Origin of the sequence: Flavobacterium glaciei (genome assembly GCF_003350545.1) — a bacterium.
GTDB classification, from domain to species: Bacteria; Bacteroidota; Bacteroidia; order Flavobacteriales; family Flavobacteriaceae; genus Flavobacterium; species Flavobacterium glaciei.
The window spans coordinates 129,931-146,835 of record NZ_QQBA01000005.1; the positions used below are offsets into that span (position 1 = coordinate 129,931).

Genomic DNA, 16,905 nt, shown 5'->3' on the forward strand with positions numbered 1-16,905 from the left:
TCTTGTAAAATTTAAAATCCAATATTTGAAATCAGAAATTCTTTTCTATTTTTACCAAAATAAAATAATAAATTTTGAAAGACACAGCCAAGCATCAAGGACTTCGCAATCAATTAGTAAGCGTTTTAGAGCAAAAAGGAATTTCTGATAAAAGTGTTTTGGAAGCGATAAAAAAAATTCCAAGACATTTATTTTTGAATTCCAGTTTTGAAGATTATGCTTATCAAGATAAAGCATTTCCTATTGGAGCTGGTCAAACGATTTCTCAACCTTACACCGTAGCTTTTCAATCTCAATTATTAGAAGTAAAAAAAGAGCATAAAATATTAGAAATAGGAACGGGTTCAGGTTACCAAACAGCAGTTTTATGTATGTTGGGAGCTAAAGTTTATAGCGTTGAAAGACAAAAAGAATTGTTTAAACAAACTTCTAATTTATTTCCAAAACTGAACATACGTCCCAAACATCTTTCTTTTGGTGATGGATATAAGGGATTACCAAGTTATGCTCCTTTTGATAGTATTATCGTAACAGCAGGCGCTCCATTTATTCCACAGCCTTTGATGGCACAACTAAAAATAGGAGGAAGGCTCGTTATTCCATTAGGAGAAGAGGTGCAGATTATGACTTTGTTAATCAGAAAAAATGAAACACAATTCGAAAAACACGAATTTGGAGAATTTCGATTTGTTCCTTTATTAGAAGATAAAAATTAAAATCCCATCCCCAACCCTTCCCAAGGGGAAGGGAGTAGAAGATGACATTTATTGACCGATAATGTTTAGATATCGTTCTAAACTTTCTTTTTCTATTTGAGCAATGAATAACAAAAAATCTTCTTTATTATTTTTAGTTTGAGCTGTTTCCAGCGATTGATAATAGCGCATTCTATTTTCATAGTCACCTTTTATATTAGCGATGATATAGCCATGTTGCAACAAAACTAGATTCATTACCAAACGTGAAGTTCTGCCGTTTCCATCAATAAATGGGTGGACTGTCACTAAACGTTCGTGCATTTCAGCAGCTAAAACTATCGGGTGAAGCGTTGATTTATTAGTTTCGTACCAAATAAAAAAATCTTCCATTTCCTTAGCTACTAAAAAAGGTTGTGGTGGCATGTGGCTACTTCCTTGAATCATCACTTGTACTTTTCTATACCGGCCGGCATCTTCAGGTTGAATTCCTCTCAAAATAAGATTGTGTATCGACAGTAGTTCGCGTTCATTTATAGAATTATTTCTTTGCATTAAATCTTTGATGTAGGCAATCGCTTCTTGATGATTAATCACTTCAAGATGTTCCCGCATACTTTTTCCGGAAATCGTTAAACCTTCGTTGATAACCAAATCAGTTTCACGCAACGTCATAGTATTGCCTTCGATACGGTTACTTTCAAAAGTATATTCCAGTTCTAGAGCCTGAGCAATGCGGTAACTATCAAACTGACGAAAACTATCCAGTTTTGTCTTTAAAATATCTATTTCATCTAAAATTTTTTGAAGTGTAGTAGATAGTTTTTTCTTGGAAGGTTTGCTTTGATATCTTAATTCTTGCTCCGCAACCAATAATGCTTTTAAAGCAAATTCATCCTGACCAATTTCATAAAGAATTTTTTCTTTAAGCCAAGCGACCATTATTGTCTCTAAATCTATTTCTAGTAGAGATGCTAATTTTATAATTTGCTCTCTAGTGGGTTTTCTGGTTCCACTTTCAAACTTACTGATTAAGGCTTGGTCAATTCCTAAAAGTTGTGCCACTTCTCTAGTTTTGAGTCCTTTTTTTTCTCTTGCATTTTTGAGTAGTGTTTTCATTTTGAAAATGTTTTAAATTGTCTTGACAAATTTAGTCATATTTTTAAAATAAAAATATTTTTTCCCAATTTCTTTTAATTTAAAATGATTTTTTGATTCTGTCTAGATCGCGTTTGGTATCCTGTTCTTTAAGAGATTCGCGCTTATCATAGGTTTTCTTCCCTTTACAAAGGCCAATCTGAAGTTTAGCTATTCCTTTTTCATTGGTAAACAATTTCAAAGGAACTATTGTCAATCCTTTCGCTTGAACGCTTCTTGCTAAGCTTTTTAGCTCTCTTTTATTTAAAAGTAATTTACGTTCACTTCTAGCCTTGTGGTTAAATTGATTGCCAAAAGTATACTCTTCGATGTAAGTATTTATAGCAAAAAGTTCATTATTACTAAATTCGCAAAAACTTTCTGTAATATTAGCTTTCCCTAATCGAATGGATTTGATTTCAGTTCCGGCTAAAACAATTCCAGCATTGAAAGTCTCAATTATTTCATAGTCAAATCGAGCTCTTTTGTTTAATATGTTTATTGTTTTTAGCATAGTGCAAATGTAACAAAAATTAAAGGTTTAGCAATAACTTATGGTAATTTCAGGAGTTGGTGTGTAATAGTTGTTCCATTAATAGTTACGATGTAAAGATTACCAAAAGTAGTATCTTCAATATCCGCATAAATTTTTTGATTAATAAATTGATTCACTAAATTAGGTGTGGTATTACTATGTCCTACAATTAAAACTTTTTTACCAAGCGTTTCTTTTTTGAATGATTCAATTGCTATAGTTTTTGGATTATATAGTTTTATTTGAATGTTTTTAGCTAGGGCAGTAGGAGTGGCCGTTTGAATGGTTCTTTTATAGTCCGTTGAATAGATTTCATCAAAACGAACTTCAGAAAATATAGTATTCCAAAGATTAGCTCTTTCTAAACCAGTTTCTGATAAATCTGGATTTTGTGAATTATCCACTTTTTCTGCGTGACGGATGAAGTAATAGGTCGTTGTGCTTTGTTGTCCAAAACTAATTTGTAAAATAAATAAAGCGATTATTAAGAGATACTTTTTCATTTGAATAAATTTAAAAATTAGTATTTACGATTTTAATATATTTGCAAAATGGAAAACTCAAAATCGAAAGATCCGCTTCACGGAATTACGCTTCAAAGAATCGTTGAACAATTAGTTGATTATTATGGATTTGATACTTTGGGCGAATTGATTAAAATAAAATGTTTTACGGATAATCCTAGCGTAAAATCTAGTTTAACTTTTTTGCGAAAAACTGATTGGGCAAGAAAACAAGTAGAAGATTTGTATATAAAATCAGCGTCTAAATTAGTTAAGTAAGTCTAATTTAACTTGTAAGAAACCATAACTCCGCCTCTGTAAGGTAACCATTCACCACTTTTGTTGTAGTCTGTGGCTGAGTCATAACGTTCTCCAGTGCTGATTAAGTAGCCTTTATAGAAAGCTTGATGCCAACCGCCACCTATAAAACAATCTAGCATAAATTTTTCATTGATTTTTATTTGATAGCCAATGGTTGAACCTATAAAATAACCGACTCCTTTTTCGTATAAATCAGTATTTATATAATTCCATTTTTGAAAATTATATGCACTAGCACCTATATGTGCACCAGCATAAAAACCATTGTATTTTTCCTTAAAATGATATCTGTATTCAGAGGTAAAAGTATAAAATTCTTTAGGTTTGCCATTTATTGATTTCCAAAAAGAACTCAAAACATCAAATTGTAAGGTAGATTTTTCTCCAATACTGGTTTCAATACCAACATTTGGAATGGTAAATAATGTAGTAAAAACATTCGCTTTTATATAAGTTTGGCTATGTAATAAAAAGGAGAGTAATAGGAAAAAAACAATAAATAATTTTTTCATAAAAGGAGGTGTATACTTTATTTTTGGTAAAAACGGATTAAAACAGTCACAAATATAGCTGTTATTGTTTGATTCCCTTTTAAATTTATAGTCAATATTGTCAGTTTAAACGTATTTAACAAGATAAAGGAAAATAGAAATAAAGACTAGTTGTTTAAAATTGAATATATTATGCTATCTAAAAATCGTCCTTCAAAAAACACGTATTCTTTAAAATGTGCTTCTTTGACAAACCCATTTTTTTCTAAAACTTTAGCAGAAGCATGATTTTCAGGGTCAATTACCGCTTCTAACGAATGTAAGTTCATCACCTGAAATCCATATTTTACAACTTCTCTCACCGCTTCGGAAACAATTCCTTTTCCATGATATTCAGGTAATAACATATAACCTAGTTCGGCGCGATAATGTTCGGGTTTTATGCTGTAATGGCCAATTATTCCAATAAGTTTTGGGTTATCTTTCAACGTAATTGCCCAATTAATACCTTCATTACTTTCTATCTTTGAGTCAATCATTGCAATGTGTTCCAAGGCATCTTCATCTGTTTTTAATAAAGGTCTTGGAATATATTTCATGGTTTCCGGATTGGATCTCAATGTAAAAATCTCGTTTATATCATTAGAGTCAACTCTTCTCAAAAGTAAACGTTCAGTTTCTAAATTCGGAAATGGACTAAAGTTTAAAGTTACCATCGTTTAGGATTTAAAGGATTTCAATACTAAATTTGGAATGGAAAGTTGCATTGGATTCTAAAATTTGAATCCCTTCTTTTTCGAATAGATTTCCGGAACTTTCATTGGTATCAGAATAACCAAACCAAGGTTCGATGCAAAGAAAAGGAGCATTCATTTTAGTCCAAATTCCTAAACTTGGAAAATCCTCAAAATGGACTCTTAAAATTGGATTTTCATTTTCTAAAATAGTCAATGAATTGGATTGTAGTGTTTTAAAAATCAATGCGTCGTTCTCAAACCATTCATAAGTCAGCGGAATTTGTTTATTTGTAACCTCTAATTTCTTTGTTTTATTAGAAATTAAATCATTCTCCAAAAGATAGAATTCTAAAGGTTCCTCTTTTTCGAAAGTAATAGCGTAATTTTCAAATAGATTGGGCAAAGCAAAAGCAGGATGCGCTCCTATAGAAAACGGCATCGTTGATTTTCCTTTGTTAAATACCTTGTATTCAATCGATAAATTGTTTTCATTTAAAGTATAAATCAGTTGCAATTCAAATTCAAAAGGATATACTTTTAACGTTTTTTCAGAAGATTGTATAGCGAAAGTAGCACTGTTTGCTGTCGAATCAATTAACTCAAATTCCATATCTCTGGCAAAACCGTGACGAGATAAATAATATTCATTTCCATTGTAATGAAATGAATTATTTTTTAAAGTACCTACAATTGGAAACAAAATAGGAGAGTGCTTGCCCCAAAATTCTGGATTTCCCTCCCAGATATATTCTTTGTTCTGATTTGTTTTTAACGAAATTAATTCAGCGCCAAAATGGTTGATTTCAGCCGTTAGACTTGAATTTTTTATTACAGTTGTCAAAATGATTCGTCTTTTAATTTAAAAATTGGTTTTCTAATGTAAATATATTTTTTAATTTCAAATCTATTTCAATTTTAGCTGCATATTATTTATTTGTAATGGAATCAATTCTATTTCAATAGTTCAAAATTCTCTTTTTTTTTCATTAATTTGTGATATAAATCATAAGAAAATGAAAAATATACGATTCGGAGTCATCTTACATCTGACTTTATTATGGGGAGTTACGTCCGTTTGGGCGCAACAAAACCCAACAAATGAATCTGCTAATGCAGTTTCAAAATACGATTACCATGATGCTTTTGCACCACATTTTTACTCAAAAAATGGAACAAGTACTCGTTCTGCAAGCGGGCAACCAGGAGCGGAGTATTGGCAAAACAGTGCTGATTATAAATTGACGGCAAAACTGGATGAAAAAAACAACGAGATTTCAGGTACAGGAATCATCACTTATACGAACAACAGTCCGGATAAATTGGGTTTTGTTTGGATGAATTTAGACCAGAATTTATTCAAAGCAGATTCTCGTGGAAATGCAGTTGTACCTTTGACAGGAAGCCGAAATGGGGCTCAAGGCCAAGTTTTTGATGGCGGTCATAAAATAAAATCAGTAAAATTAATAACTACTGTAAAAGGTGTAGCTACTGAAACTACTGCTAAGTACGTAATCACGGATACGAGAATGCAGGTTTTTTTGCCGCAAGGATTAAAAGCTAAAGGAGGTTCTGTCAAAATCAAAATCGACTTTTTTTTTATTGCTCCATTTGAAGGATCAGACAGAATGGGAGTTTTAGAAACTAAAAACGGTAAGATTTTCACCATTGCACAGTGGTATCCGCGCATGTGTGTGTATGATGATGTACGCGGTTGGAATACAAATCCGTATTTGGGAGCTTCTGAATTTTACTTGGAATATGGTGAATTTGATGTGAGTATTACAGCCCCATCGAATCATATTGTGGTTGCTTCTGGTGAGTTATTGAATCCTACAGCGGTGTATACTTCTGTAGAGCAAAGTAGATTAGCGCAAGCAAAACAAAGTGATAAAACCGTTTTTATTCGTACTGCTGCAGAAGTTGAAAGTTCATCAAAAATTGTTGCGACAACTACAAAAACTTGGAATTATAAAATTAAAAATGCTCGTGATTTCTCTTGGTCTTCTTCAGCGGCATTTATTTTAGATGCAGCAAAAATCAATTTGCCAAGCGGAAAGAAATCATTGGCTGTTTCCGTATATCCGGTTGAAAGTGCTGGTGATGCAGCTTGGGGACGTTCGACAGAATATACCAAAGCTTCTATTGAACATTATTCAAAAAAATGGTTAGAATATCCATATCCAGCTGCTACAAATGTTGCAGGAAATGAAGGCGGAATGGAATATCCAGGAATTGTTTTTTGTAGCTGGGAGTCAAAAGGTGCTGATTTATGGGGCGTTACAGACCACGAATTTGGACATATCTGGTTTCCAATGATTGTTGGGTCAAACGAAAGAATGTTTGCTTGGATGGATGAAGGTTTTAATACTTTTATTAATTCATTGAGTTCATTTGAATTTAATAATGGCGAATACAAAGATATGCCGGTTGATATGCATCAAAGAGCGGAAGTGTATACGAGTCCAACTCTTGAAACTATCATGAGTTCGCCAGATAATATGAAAGAAAAAAACATAGGTCTTTTAGCATATTCAAAACCAAGTTCTGGATTAGTGATTTTGCGTGAGCAAGTTCTTGGACCGGAACGTTTTGATTTGGCTTTGAAAACCTATATCGAGCGTTGGGCTTACAAACATCCACAACCGGATGATTTCTTTAGAACAATTGAAAACGTTGCAGGAGAAGATTTGAGTTGGTTTTGGAGAGGTTGGTTCCAATACAATTGGCGTTTAGACCAAGGAATTAATTCGATAAAATATGTAAAGAACGACCCGAAACAAGGAGTGGTAATTACAATTGAAAACTTCGAAAAAATGGCAATGCCAGTAAGTTTAGACGTAAAAACGAAAAGCGGAAAACTAACGCGTGTTAAATTACCAGTTGAAGTTTGGCAAAGAAACAAAGCGTGGTCTTTCAAACACAATTCAACTGAGGAGATTGAAAGTATCACAATAGATCCAGATCATGCTTTACCGGACAGTAATACAGCAAATAACACTTGGACTGAAGATAAAGGTTTGATTGAAAAAGATGTAATTCTGGATGGTTATTTGGGAACTTTTTCAACAAAAATGGCGCCGCTAAAAATTACTTTTTCAGAAAAAAATGGTGCGCTAAATGTTTTGATAACCAATTATCCAAGTTTTACAGTGGAACCAACAGGAAAAAACAGTTTTGAGTCGAAACAAGCGGGTCTTAAATTCCAATTTAACGACAATCTAAACGGATTTGACATGACAATTCCTGAAGGACAACAAATACCGTTTACAAGAGATAAATAGTATTTAGACATATATTTAAAAGAAAAAGACTTGTAGATTTAAATCTGCAAGTCTTTTTTTATTGAATCAATTTTTTTCTAAATCTATTCTGGAATTTGCTGGCTTAAGCAATGTAATGTTCCAAAACCCCAAATGAAATCAGTAGCGCTAATTCCGATGATTTCTCTATCCGGAAAACATTCTGCAAGGATGTTTAACGCTTTTCGGTCATTACTGTCGTTAAAAGTTGGTACCAAAACACAATTGTTTAAAATCAGGAAATTGGCATAACTCGCTGGCAGTCTCAATCCATCAAATTCCAAACGTTTTGGCATTGGTAAAACCACAATTACAGGTGATTTTCCATTTTCAAGTTTGGCGTTTTGCAAACGTTTTAAGTTGTCTTGCAATGGTTTGTAGTTATTATCCGTTGGGTCTGTTTCTACAATGGTTACAATCGTATCTTCATTTACAAAGCGGCATAAATCATCAATATGGCCGTGTGTATCGTCTCCTTCAATTCCGTCGCCTAGCCAAATCACATTTGTAATTCCAAGGTACTCCTTGAAAACCGCTTCATAATCTGCTTTAGTAAAATTTGGATTTCGAACCTGAATATCGGGATGCATCAAACATTCTTCCGATGTTAGTAAAGTCCCACGACCGTTACTGTCAATTGCTCCACCTTCTACAATTACCGGTTTTCCTTTGTATAGGACTTGAGTCACAGGAATATTCAAGAATTCGCCCACTTTTGCAGGTACAAATTTATCTAATTGAATATTTTTATATTTAGCCCAACCATTAAAATTAAAGTTCAATGCTTCTCTTTCTGAACCGTTTTTAACGATAATCGGCCCCGAATCACGCATCCAACTTCTATTGGTTTTATGAATGATATAAGAAATGTTCGTCAGTTCAACATGAGCTGTTTCCAACATAGCATTGACTTTTTCTTTTTGGTTTTCATCAGCAACTACTAAAAAAACAGTTTCGAAAATAGCCACTTTTTTAATGAATTCGACAAAAGCCCATTGAACCGCTTCATATTTGCCTGGCCAGTCTTTTCCATTATGAGGAAAACACAGTAAAATCCCTTGTTGTTTTTCCCATTCGGCAGGAAATCTTCTATTATTGGTCGTACTCATGATTAGTCAATCGCTCTTTTAGTAATATCTCCAAAAGCGTCTATTCTTCTGTCTCTGAAAAATGGCCAGTTCTGACGCACATTTTCCTGTAAATCTAAGTCTACTTCTGCAATCAGGATTTCTTCTTTGTCGTGTGAGGCTTGCGCCAAAATTTCGCCTTGTGGTCCTGCTATAAATGAAGATCCCCAAAACTGAATTCCAGCCGTATCAGGTAAGTATTGCTCTAAACCAATTCTGTTTGCTGCTGCAACATACACACCATTTGCAACTGCGTGACCTTTCATCACACTCATCCAAGCACCATGTTGGTTTTCGCCGTATTGCTCTTTTTCTTGTGGATGCCAGCCAATTGCTGTTGGGTAAAACAACACTTCAGCACCTTGTAAAGCAGTCAAACGTGCTGCTTCAGGATACCATTGATCCCAGCAAATCAAGGTTCCTATTTTTCCCTTTTTGGTTGGAATAGTTTTGAAACCCAAATCACCTGGCGTAAAATAGAATTTTTCATAAAAATGAGGATCGTCCGGAATGTGCATTTTACGATACAAACCTGCTTCTGAACCGTCTGTGTCAATGATGTAGGCGCTATTGTGGTAAATTCCAGCCATTCTTTTTTCGAAGAAAGGAACAATAATCACCACGCCTAATTCTTTTGCCAAAGCGCTAAAAGCAATAAACGAAGTGCTGTACAATGGTTCTGCCAATGCAAAATTATCTACATCTTCGCTTTGACAAAAGTAATGACTGCTGTATAGTTCTGGCAACGAAATAACTTCGGCACCAAGGTTTGCGGCATCACGAACCCAACTGATACATTTTTTCAAGTTGTTCTCGGCAATATCATTAAGATTCAATTGAATGACCGCTATTTTATATTTCTTGTTTGGCATGACTAAAATTTTAGATTGCAAAAATAGTAAATTTATAAAGAGTAGAAAACAGCGGCTACAGAGTTTTTTAGGATTTAAAATGGATCTAAAATGTTTCTCATTAAAATTTTTCTACTGACGATTTTGTAGTGTGTAGACTTTAGTGAGCGGGTAAGAAAACTTGTGTGCAAAAGTGACCAAAAACACGAAACCAAACCAAAATACTTCTCAAAAAAAAAGAGGACACTAAATCCTCTTATAATTCTCTCTCATAATTTTACGATAACTCCATAGTTCCTGCCAGTGACAGGTTCCGTTCAATAAGGGTTTCATTATTTGTGCTGGATAGGGAACGAAATTCTTGTTGGTGGTGGCTGTGTTTTTTATTTCGATAGGTAGTATATAATTCTACCATCTGAATAATTTGTTAAAATCATATTTTTACCTTCATATTCAATTTCAACAAGATATTTATGGTCACCGATTTTTAATACATTGTTTTTGGGTTCTATTAATTCAGGTTTAAAATAATTTTCATTACTAATTATGTAAGAATATTTACCAGTTTTATTTAAATAGGTATCTCCAATAATACTGACACTATTTAATTTAAACTCAAACGTAGAATTTCCATTTTGTAAAACTTTGATTTGGCTTTCTTTTCGTTGAATAATATTTGTTAAATTCCAAACCCCCTTTATTTGTTCGTTATAAGTAGGTACTTCTTCTTTTGAGCAAGCAGTTAGAATCAATATAGAAATAGCAAAAAAGTATTTAAAATTTTTCATATTCATTTAGTTTGTTGTTTTTACCTCATTTTTTTAATGTAAGCTAGCGTTTCGCCACTTTGAGATGGCTGGAAATTCGTAACCACTCAGTTTTCGGCTCAACGAAAACTTGATGCGAAACGGTAATTCCACTAAACTCCAGCTAGCTCAAAATGGCTGTTAGCAAATGTTATTTTATTCGTTTCATTATTTCTTCTGTTATTGGAAGACAGTCAGTTTCTAATCCGTCTTTTTGATTATACTTTATTATAACTTTACTTGAATCTATAGCTACTCTAATCGCGATAGTATATTCAACTTTATTTATAACGTATTCATTGGCACCATAAGATGTTCCGTTTTCATCTTCATCAACTTCTGAAGCAAGATTCCCATACTTATTTTCTGCGATTCCCCAATATTCCGTATCGCAAGGGAGAGTTTCCGTGACAAGATGAAATTTCAAGTTTTTTTGGTCAATAATATTTATTCCAAGTAATTGATTGTCCTCTCCATTGGAATATTCATACACCAATTCAAAATCATTTTGAGAGAATATTGGATTACTAGTTTTTTGTATAATTTCAGGAGTTTTTATTTCCAATTTTGAAGATTCATTTTTTTTATCCACGCTTTTATTTTGACAACTAATAAGTCCAAATATAATTATGGAAAGTGTAACGATGTAGTTTTTCATATAATGTTTGCTAACTAGTATATATACTCCTTGCACCCGTAAGAGTCTTTATTTATTGATATTCATAACTTTTTTAGTTCTCTTAGTACAACATAAGTACAACAAACTAGAACCTTTTTACTTGACTATAAATACCTATTTCATTGAGCTGAGCATCACGATTTAATATTTGATAGTATGCTAATTTACTACAAAAATAATTATTAGCTGTTTTTGCATATCCATTGATCAAAAGCAAGTCATTCAAACACTCGCCTCCTGGAAGAATTACATAACCTAATTGCCGGTTCCAATAGTCATAGTAATTCTCTAGTTCTGTAATGATAGTTACAGACGTTTTAGGCGGTGCAACCGATAAAACGAACTGTAAGGACTGCAAACCTAATTGAAGCAGTAATTCAGCCGGTAAACTGCTTTTCTCTTCGTCTTCCATCATCTTTCTGTTAATCTTTACTTCCGGTGCATCTAAACCATAAAGTCGGATTTCTTTTTTCAATTGAGTGAAACGATTGCAAATGATTATGCTATCCCCATCAAGCACTTCTTCAATTTGCCAATGGGTTTCCACTATAAACGGTGCTTTTGCGTCGTATTGCATTGATTTACAATATTTTAAGTTGTTGATAATCAAAGATAATGATTGAAATTTGTCTTATCAATTTAATCTAATTATTAACCCATTAAAACTTAAAAAAATGGCAAGACAGAAAGGCAATTTAAAGTACATCGGAACTCTTGGTGATGTTCGACACTTTAAAATTAAAGGACAGGAAGGCTACTTTGCAGGCATGGTAGGCGGACCAACTGGTGATCAAGTATTATCTGCACCAGAATTTGAGAGAACTCGTGAGAACATGAACGAATTTGGTGCTTGTGCCAAAGCTGGGAAATCAGTTCGAACAGGATTGTCTCAAGTAATGAAACAAATGGCGGATAGCCAAGTTACCGGAAGATTGACTTCAATTATGAAGAAAATCAACCTCGAAGATCAAACGGAAGCCAGAGGTTACCGTAAAATTGAAATCACTACACAACGAAGTTATTTGAAAGGATTTGAGTTTGACAAAAACACTTCATTCAATGGGATTTTCAATGCTCCATTCTCCGTATCTCATGGAGTTGACAGAGAAACAGGAGATTTTGTTGTTCCTGGATTCAATCCATTGAATTTGGTAAATGCACCATCTGGAGCAACACATTTCCGATTAATTACTTCACTTTCTGTAGTGAGTGATTTTGAATACAACGCTACCACAAACACTTATGATCCAATGGATGCAGAATTGAATGAGGTAAACGATATTCAATATAGTGGTTACCTTGACTTGTTCGCTCCAGTTCCATTGACAACCATCACTGCAACTTTGCCAAACGGAGCCATTCCAACTGCCAATACAACTGTTTTACAGTGTATCGGAATTGAGTTCTACCAGCAAGTTGGTGGAAATTACTACTTGTTTGCAAGTGGTAACTGCTTGAAAGTTGAGGATGCTTTTTAGAAAAACCTTCCAAAAATCCCTCATCAAAAGTGAGGGATTTTTCAATTAATCTCAAATCGATCAAAACAATGGAAAGCAAAATAATAAGAGTAGCCCAGGCCAAAGAAAGCACATTGAGCCAATTGTATATCAACGGAATATTTCAATGTTATCTGTTAGAGGATAAAATTCGAGAAGTAAAAATACACTCACAGACAGCCATTCCAACGGGTGTTTTTGGTTTGAAACTGAACACTCACGGAGCAAAAAATGTAAACTACAAAAGAGTATTTGCAAAGCAGCACGAAGGAATGATTGAGATTGTTGGTTTACCAAATTTCAATTTTGTGTACATCCATGTTGGTAATACCATTAAAGATACTGCCGGGTGTCCTCTTTGTGGTTTTGGTTTCCAATTTCTTGATGGAAATTACCAAGTAACTCAAAGTATTGCAGCTTACAAAATGATCTATCCGAAGTTAGTTGCATTGGCTAAGATTGAAAATAATAAGTTAACCATTGAAAATAATTTTCAATTCTAAAAAGTCCGAATCATGGATAATATAAACATCATCGCAACGCTTTTTGGAACACTCATAACCTTGTTACTTTCTATTGTGGCTTATTTTATCAAGCAGCTACACACTGATTTCAAGAGCATGGAAAAAGATTTAGTAGAAGTAAAAACGATGGCTTTAATCATCAAAACGGAGTTCAAAAGTGGTAATGACTTACTGAACCAAAAAGTAGAATTTTTAGAAAAACGAGTATCAAAAATTGAATTAACACTATTTAAAAATCAAGATTATGAAAAACAATAATTTGAATGTAGTAGAAAGAGCATTGGCTCCAACCCCAAAATGGTTTAAAATTCTTCGCACTGTTGGCATCGCAATGGCATCTGTTGGCGGAGTAGTACTGGCTTCTCCGGTAGCTTTACCGGTTGGATTGGTTTCGGCAGCCGGATATTTAATCCTGGGCGGAAGTATTATTTCAGTAGTTTCACAAACGGCTGTGAAATCTGAAGAAACTCCTGAACCAAAGGAATAAAAACCCTTAAAAATCAATTTTAAAGCTCCTAATTTCGGAGCTTTTTTTGTTTTTAGCAGTCAATACATGTCAAATGCTTTGCTTTTCTTCGATTTATTTAAGAGGAGCATTTATATTGCTTTTATGTAGTCAATATGTAGCGTTTAAGGTGCAAAAAAAACTTATTCAAGTGGACCAGAATTGGACTTTAGTATTTATTAATTCGTCACGAGTTTTTAAAAATATTTTTCCGTTAGAAATTCTTTTAAATCATCACTCACACAAGTTGATATTTGTTGCCAAGTTATAAGTTCAATACTATTTGCCAAGGATTTATCTAAAATCGAATTTTTCACTTTATCAAATTCATTTCGAAGATCTGTTCTACTTTCGTCTATTAACAGATGAAATTTATAACCGTATTTCTTTGCAGTCACAATATTTCTTATCAATTGATAATTAGAAACAATTTCATCTTTTGTTAAAGCTTTTAAGTCTATTATTTTTTCTACATCAACATATCGCAATACTATATTCAAATGTTTACTTTTAAAGTCAGTCTCTGTTAATTTAGCTTCAAAAATTGAATTACCAATCTTGACATCAATTTCAGTTTTTTTCCACTTTTCGTTTTCGTGAACAGGGTTCCATCCGAATTCGATATCGTCATTAGAATTAATTGAAAGTAAATCGCTAAGTGGTTTCCAGTCTTTAACGTCCGGATGTGCAAAAATGTTCATTAATATTGCATCTGAACTGTTTGAAGATTGCATTTCTAAAATGGTTGGAACCTTTGGGTGAATTTTACCTATACGATTTAAATATTCTTGGTTGTTAATTATATTATTATATGTCTTGTCGAAAAAACTCATTTCAATTTTGTCAAACAAAAATGCACTCGGTCTTTCTATTCCAGATAAAGATTTGTTCTTACAAAAGTTTAAAGCATTTGCTATTAATCTTTTTTTAAGTTGCATTGAATTGTCCATAAGGTTCCTTAATATATTATTACATTATATATCACTAGTATACATTTATCAAATATATACAATAAAAAATAGATTTTATTTATTGCAGTAGCGGTGGAGAATTACTCGACGCATATCGTTTATGAGGTTGATGTTTTCGTGAAATTGTTTTTCTTTTTGCTCCAGGAGTTTGAGGGCTAGCACATTTTTTTTGTGTTGCTCAAAGTCGAGCATCATTTCATTTGATTTGATGGAGAGGTTTTTCGAAAAGTCATGGATTCGGATGTAGGGAATGACGGAACCAATTAAAAATTGATGCCAGAACTTCACTCTCCATAGGCTTTTACAGATGGATTCCATGTTTTCTAGGTCTTCAGAGCTGCCGAATTGTATCACAAAACAGTTTGGACAGGGTTCAGACAAAGGTTTTCCGGTGTTCAATCCTTTGTTAAGGATGAAAAAATGTGGTTTTGAGTAGCAGTTTCCGCTTACGTGGTGTTTCAAATTAAAATTAATCATATCAAGGCGTTTAAAGATTTCTGAACAAGGCACACAACCCCCATAAAATTTTTTCAAAAGAAAAAAAAGAAAAAAAAGAAAGCACTGACGGCAAGTGGAGGGTTTCAAAAAAGCAAGTTTTTTTTAAAAAATACTACCACCCAGATTCGTCCTTTGGAAGTAGGGATTTGTGGTTGAATAGAGATGTTCTGATGAAAATGTATGGGTGGTGGAGATTTTTTAAAAAACCCGGAGGGCTTGAACTTGCTTTTTTGTAAACCCGGAACTTAACTTTGCTACCTTTTTTTTATTTTTTATTTTTTGATTCCGGAGCAGAATTTTCCAATGGAAGTCGGATTTTTTTCTTTCGGAGTTGGGGTCGTCTTGCAAGGGTTTCAAATTTTGGTGCTGGATAAAAAAACCGAAATCAATAGCAACGCTTTTTATCCAGAACCGAAATTTGAAACTCTTGCTGCAGTTTTGATTTTTGAGGGTGCCTGAAAGTGTTCAGTGTGCAGTTATTAGAGGTCAGTTGCTACGTAGATGGGTGGCACCTTCAAAAAACAATGCAAATACTACCGCTTTTTTGAGTGTAAGGATGAATTTTTTTCGAAGACGGATTTTGTTGTTTCGGAGTTGGGGACGTCTTGCAAGGGTTTCAAATTTTGGGGCTGGATAAAAAAACTAAAATCAATAGCAACGCTTTTTATCCAGAACCGAAATTTGAAACTCTTGCTGCACTGTTTGATTTTTGAGGGTGCCCGATAGTGGTTAGAGAGCAGTAATTAGGGGGTATTTGCTACGGAGGAGGGAGGCACCTTCAAAAAACAATGAAAATACTACCGCTTTTTTTTTCGTTGTTTGGAGCAGGGTTTTTCTTTTGGAGGCAAGGGTATAGTTTTTATTTGCTGAGTACTCCATTTTCTGATTGCTTTTATGGTTTTCTGATGCCCTGATATATTTCATCGAGCTTAGAAAAAACATTGTTTGGAGCAGTGGGGCATCGGAAAACCTAAAAGCAATTACCACAATTTATATGAGCAAATAAAAACTATACTCTTGCAACTCTATTTATATTTTGATGTTGCCTAAACGTGTTATGAAAATGAAAATTGGGAGACTATTGCTACGGAGATGGATAGCAACTTCAAAATATAATGCAAATACTACCGATTTAAGCGGTTAGCTGATAAAAACAAATAACTGAACTTCCTTTGGGATTGGATTTTTAAGCTTAGGATAAACTTTCTTATGAAAACACGAAGTAAGACCCGCGAAGCCACGTGTTTTTTGAAGCTGGGTGGTGCGAGGAAAGCGAAAAAAATGTGTGGCTGGAGCGGGGCTTTCGAGCGTGGGGTGAGCGGCTTTTTTACATAATGTTATTATAGGGCATTGAAAAAACCAAAAAAAATATACACACTTTTTAATGCCCTATAATGCCACATTATGTAAAGAAGCTTTGGGAAAAGTTTTTGTTGCCGAGCACTCTCATTTATCGGAGGAATGCTTTTGTGGGCATACAAAAACTTTTATGCGGTGGCCAGCGGTGGGGAACGGAGAACTAAAACGTTAAACCGGGCAGAGTAGCGTTCTTTTAGTTTTTTAGTTCTTTAGTTTATTGATTTCAGCACAGCATTGATTTATTAGGTAAGATGATTCATTTTTAGTTATAAAATTTAATTTTTCATTGATTAAAAATATTTGATTATGTTATTAAATACTTCTTACTGCATTATTTTGCTTTAATTTCTTACATTTGATATGATTGAGGT

General features: G+C 33.6%; 20 protein-coding genes. 7 read left to right on the top strand and 13 right to left on the bottom strand.

Annotated elements, in window-relative coordinates; all coding sequences use genetic code 11:
- Window positions 1-74 precede the first annotated feature (74 nt).
- The gene (locus DFR66_RS06405) at window positions 75-716 is read left to right on the top strand and encodes a protein-L-isoaspartate(D-aspartate) O-methyltransferase (RefSeq protein ID WP_114754012.1); all 642 of its coding nucleotides are present in this window, start codon (window positions 75-77) and stop codon (window positions 714-716) included.
- Between the two features lie 48 nt (window positions 717-764).
- Here the strand turns inward: DFR66_RS06405 and DFR66_RS06410 are convergent, their stop codons facing one another.
- The 3 genes from DFR66_RS06410 to DFR66_RS06420 all read right to left on the bottom strand — a co-directional run bounded on the left by DFR66_RS06410 (window position 765) and on the right by DFR66_RS06420 (window position 2,870).
- A complete protein-coding gene (locus DFR66_RS06410) occupies window positions 765-1,814 on the bottom strand; it encodes a Fic family protein (protein ID WP_114754013.1) in 1,050 nt (349 codons plus the stop codon).
- A 79-nt stretch (window positions 1,815-1,893) separates the two neighbouring features.
- On the bottom strand, window positions 1,894-2,346 hold the full coding sequence (gene smpB, locus DFR66_RS06415) for an SsrA-binding protein SmpB (RefSeq protein WP_114754014.1): 453 nt from the start codon (window positions 2,344-2,346) through the stop codon (window positions 1,894-1,896).
- Window positions 2,347-2,384: 38 nt separating this feature from the next.
- Entirely contained in the window at window positions 2,385-2,870 is a 486-nt protein-coding gene (locus DFR66_RS06420) for a phosphoglycerate mutase family protein (protein WP_114754015.1), read from the bottom strand.
- Between the two features lie 48 nt (window positions 2,871-2,918).
- Between DFR66_RS06420 and DFR66_RS06425 the strand changes: the two genes are divergently transcribed.
- Complete coding sequence (locus DFR66_RS06425; protein WP_114754016.1) at window positions 2,919-3,149, top strand: VF530 family protein; 231 nt, start codon at window positions 2,919-2,921, stop codon at window positions 3,147-3,149.
- A gap of 2 nt (window positions 3,150-3,151) precedes the next feature.
- On the opposite strand, the gene DFR66_RS06430 is transcribed toward DFR66_RS06425, so the two are convergent.
- From DFR66_RS06430 to DFR66_RS06440, 3 genes are all read right to left on the bottom strand, one after another.
- Window positions 3,152-3,703 carry a DUF3575 domain-containing protein gene (locus DFR66_RS06430; protein WP_114754017.1) on the bottom strand — a complete coding sequence of 184 codons (552 nt, stop codon included), beginning with the start codon at window positions 3,701-3,703 and terminating at the stop codon, window positions 3,152-3,154.
- Window positions 3,704-3,849: 146 nt separating this feature from the next.
- Window positions 3,850-4,398, bottom strand: coding sequence for a GNAT family N-acetyltransferase (locus DFR66_RS06435; RefSeq protein WP_114754018.1), 549 nt, complete (start codon window positions 4,396-4,398; stop codon window positions 3,850-3,852).
- 10 nt (window positions 4,399-4,408) lie between these two features.
- Complete coding sequence (locus DFR66_RS06440) at window positions 4,409-5,260, bottom strand: aldose 1-epimerase family protein (RefSeq protein WP_114754019.1); 852 nt, start codon at window positions 5,258-5,260, stop codon at window positions 4,409-4,411.
- Between the two features lie 172 nt (window positions 5,261-5,432).
- Here DFR66_RS06440 and DFR66_RS06445 point away from each other — a divergent pair, with 172 nt between their 5' ends.
- A complete protein-coding gene (locus DFR66_RS06445; RefSeq protein ID WP_114754020.1) occupies window positions 5,433-7,700 on the top strand; it encodes a M1 family metallopeptidase in 2,268 nt (755 codons plus the stop codon).
- A gap of 83 nt (window positions 7,701-7,783) precedes the next feature.
- On the opposite strand, the gene DFR66_RS06450 is transcribed toward DFR66_RS06445, so the two are convergent.
- The 5 genes from DFR66_RS06450 to DFR66_RS06470 form a co-directional block, all read right to left on the bottom strand.
- Entirely contained in the window at window positions 7,784-8,827 is a 1,044-nt protein-coding gene (locus DFR66_RS06450; protein WP_114754021.1) for an agmatine deiminase family protein, read from the bottom strand.
- 2 nt (window positions 8,828-8,829) lie between these two features.
- Entirely contained in the window at window positions 8,830-9,717 is an 888-nt protein-coding gene (locus tag DFR66_RS06455; RefSeq protein WP_091170395.1) for a carbon-nitrogen hydrolase, read from the bottom strand.
- Between the two features lie 362 nt (window positions 9,718-10,079).
- Window positions 10,080-10,484, bottom strand: coding sequence for a hypothetical protein (locus DFR66_RS06460; RefSeq protein ID WP_146841121.1), 405 nt, complete (start codon window positions 10,482-10,484; stop codon window positions 10,080-10,082).
- Window positions 10,485-10,653: 169 nt separating this feature from the next.
- Window positions 10,654-11,160: a hypothetical protein gene (locus tag DFR66_RS06465; RefSeq protein WP_146841123.1), complete on the bottom strand. Its 507-nt coding sequence runs from the start codon at window positions 11,158-11,160 to the stop codon at window positions 10,654-10,656.
- A 106-nt stretch (window positions 11,161-11,266) separates the two neighbouring features.
- A complete protein-coding gene (locus DFR66_RS06470) occupies window positions 11,267-11,758 on the bottom strand; it encodes a thermonuclease family protein (protein WP_114754024.1) in 492 nt (163 codons plus the stop codon).
- A 97-nt stretch (window positions 11,759-11,855) separates the two neighbouring features.
- Here DFR66_RS06470 and DFR66_RS06475 point away from each other — a divergent pair, with 97 nt between their 5' ends.
- From DFR66_RS06475 to DFR66_RS06490, 4 genes are all read left to right on the top strand, one after another.
- Entirely contained in the window at window positions 11,856-12,659 is an 804-nt protein-coding gene (locus tag DFR66_RS06475) for a hypothetical protein (protein ID WP_114754025.1), read from the top strand.
- Between the two features lie 68 nt (window positions 12,660-12,727).
- Window positions 12,728-13,180 carry a DUF5675 family protein gene (locus tag DFR66_RS06480; RefSeq protein ID WP_114754026.1) on the top strand — a complete coding sequence of 151 codons (453 nt, stop codon included), beginning with the start codon at window positions 12,728-12,730 and terminating at the stop codon, window positions 13,178-13,180.
- Between the two features lie 12 nt (window positions 13,181-13,192).
- Complete coding sequence (locus tag DFR66_RS06485) at window positions 13,193-13,459, top strand: hypothetical protein (RefSeq protein ID WP_114754027.1); 267 nt, start codon at window positions 13,193-13,195, stop codon at window positions 13,457-13,459.
- Window positions 13,446-13,688 (top strand): hypothetical protein, encoded by a 243-nt coding sequence (locus DFR66_RS06490; protein ID WP_242008640.1) that lies wholly within the window; start codon window positions 13,446-13,448, stop codon window positions 13,686-13,688. The genes DFR66_RS06485 and DFR66_RS06490 overlap by 14 nt, the downstream gene beginning before the upstream one ends.
- 215 nt (window positions 13,689-13,903) lie before the next feature.
- Here DFR66_RS06490 and DFR66_RS06495 read toward each other — a convergent pair whose 3' ends face one another.
- Both DFR66_RS06495 and DFR66_RS14165 read right to left on the bottom strand, forming a co-directional pair.
- Complete coding sequence (locus DFR66_RS06495; protein WP_147277692.1) at window positions 13,904-14,644, bottom strand: PGN_0703 family putative restriction endonuclease; 741 nt, start codon at window positions 14,642-14,644, stop codon at window positions 13,904-13,906.
- 87 nt (window positions 14,645-14,731) lie between these two features.
- A complete protein-coding gene (locus DFR66_RS14165) occupies window positions 14,732-15,154 on the bottom strand; it encodes a DUF6943 family protein (protein WP_114754029.1) in 423 nt (140 codons plus the stop codon).
- Window positions 15,155-16,905 lie beyond the last annotated feature (1,751 nt).